Raw genomic sequence first — 2,308 nt, 5'->3', positions numbered from 1 at the left:
GGGACCCTCCTCAGTCCTCAAGCTCCCGGGTGATCTTCGAGCGTGAGGGGGCCCAGACACGTCCCGGCAGGAAGCCTTCCTCGCCGACGTCGTCCAGGTTCATCGCCACGTAGTGCGCCGAGGCGTCGCAGTCCACGTCCGCCTCCTTGAAGAACGTCACGCTGCCGGGGTCCAGGTGGAAGTTCCAGTCCGGGTTGTGGTCCGCCTTTTCCGCGACGACCAGTCCCTGGACATGGACCTCGGAGGTCTCGGCTCCCGAGAGGATGTCCCGGGCCTGCCTGATCTTCTCGTCGTCGTCGAGTCGGAAGATGAACTCGTCGTCGTTCGGGGCTGCTTCGAGGCCGAAGCGGACGATCGCCATGGCGCACTCCCTTGCGGGTCGGGTCGAGGGCTCCTGACGCTATCGGCCTTCGAAGATCGTGCTCAATCGCCCAACCAGGTACGGATTCCAGGCCCATCCCAACCTTTCACCGCCTGAACCACCTCTGGCCCCCGACGAGCGGGCGGGGCCGTGTCCGCTCCCGCCGCCGCTCAGGCGACGGCGCGACCGAGGTGGGCGGCCAGGCGGTCGAGGGCGGTCGCGCCGTGGGGCACGGGCCGGGGCGGGGCGAAGGAGCCGCCTTCCGTCCGCGGCAGGCCCGCGTAGATCTCCCGCACCACGGGCATGGCCGCCGTCGCGATGTCCGGGACCAGGTCGCGCGGGCGTCCGATGGCTTCGGCCAAGTCCCAGCCGTGGACCAGCATTTCGATGACCAGCTGCTCGACTAGCCGCCGCCCCGGCGCCGGCCCGTACCGCCGGTCGAGCATGCCGGGCCGGCGGAAGGCCGTCAGCGTCCCCTGCGCGGCGGTCCGGAACGCCGCGACATGGTCACCGCCCAGATGATCCGCGGCCGCATCGGCCCGGGGCCGCCCCTCCGCCAGGCCGGCCCACATCAGGTTCTCCCAGACCAGGTGGCCGAGCAGGGCGCGAACGTCCCAGTCGGCGCACGGCGTCGGCCCGTCGAGACGGCTCGGGTCGACGGCGCCGACGAGGTCGCCCACCGCCTGGAGGACTCGCTCGCAGGCGGTGATCAGACCCACCGGCGCCCAGGCCTCGGCTCCGGAGTCGTACAGCGCGTCGAGTTCGGCGGCGCGGGATCCGGGCTCGGGATTGGCGCGCAGGGCGGTCTTCAGCCAGTTGCCCGCCGTCTCCAGACTCGGCCGCGCCGGTTGGCCGTTGATGACGCACAGCAGCTGCCAGTACCGCTCGACGCACGGGGCGGAGACGACGCCGAGCTGTTCGAGCAGCAGGCGCCGAGCCGGCGCGCCGTCGGTGCGGACCCCGTCGACGGTCCGCGCCTGGGTGGGGAGCCACTCCTCGACGACGGCCGCGACGACGGGTTCCGCAGCGGGCGAGTCCGGCGCGATCCCTTCCCGGACGGCCTCGTCCACCCGCCCCGTCCAGTAGTCGGTGACCCGCCGTGCCTCCTGAAGTGTGGCGTCGTCGTGCTCGCCAGGGGCGTGTTCGGCCGCGTACTGCGCCATGCGCCGCATCGTGGCCTGCAGTTCGGGATCGGCCACCAGCTCGCCCAGTTCGATCCAGGCGTCGACCTGCGCGTCCGTAGGGTCCTCGGGCAGCTCCGGGGTGGTGGCCAGCAGGCCACTGCGGTAGGTCGGCACGTCCAGGCCCGCGAGCGTGCGGGTCACGAACTCGTGGATGGTCTTCCGGCGTTCGGCGGCGGACAGTCGGACGGTTCGGTTCATGAAGGCGAGTCCTTCGGCAGTGGTTTCGCGGCGGGCGGCGGAGCGCAGGACCGCCTGTTGCGCGCGCAGCAGGCGGATCCGCGTCTCCAGCACGTCGACGTGGACCGCGGCCACCTCCGCCAAGGTGTGCTCCCGGTCGAGGACTTCGCGGATCGCCGGCAGGCCGAGCCCGAGGTCCCGCAGCGTCCGGGCCAGCTCCAGACGGGCCACGGACTCCGTGTCGTAGACCCGGTATCCGGCGGCCGTGCGCCGGGCCGGTGGCACGAGCCCCAGGTCGGACCAGTGCCGGACGAGCTTCACCGACAGCCCGGTCTTCCGCGCGACCTCTCCGATGCTCCACAGCACCCTGTCGTCGACGTGCATGCGCCCCACCCTCGGCTCTCCCACGGTGGGAGAGTCAACCAAGCCGGGAACCCTCGCCCACCGCACGCGTTCACCGTCGCCCCCCGCCCCGCAGTCGGCCCGGAAATGCGAAGAACCCCCATCCGGGTCCCGGATGGGGGTTCTTCTGAAGAATTGTTCGGCGGCGTCCTACTCTCCCACAGGGTCCCCCCTGCAGTACCAT

The 2,308-nt window shown here is 71.8% G+C and carries 2 protein-coding genes; both read right to left on the bottom strand.

Annotation, left to right across the window (positions count from 1 at the left end; genetic code table 11):
• Positions 1-10: 10 nt before the first annotated feature.
• Positions 11-361, bottom strand: a complete 351-nt coding sequence (locus ACFU6K_RS37135) for a calmodulin (RefSeq protein WP_380670785.1) — start codon at positions 359-361, stop codon at positions 11-13.
• 170 nt (positions 362-531) lie between these two features.
• Entirely contained in the window at positions 532-2,106 is a 1,575-nt protein-coding gene (locus tag ACFU6K_RS37130; protein WP_380670783.1) for a TIGR03086 family metal-binding protein, read from the bottom strand.
• Positions 2,107-2,308 lie beyond the last annotated feature (202 nt).

Origin of the sequence: Kitasatospora sp. NPDC057512, from assembly GCF_042802135.1 — a bacterium.
Classification (GTDB): domain Bacteria; phylum Actinomycetota; class Actinomycetes; order Streptomycetales; family Streptomycetaceae; genus Kitasatospora.
The sequence above is the reverse complement of the archived record's forward strand: the minus strand, read 5'-3'. Positions and strand labels throughout refer to the sequence as shown.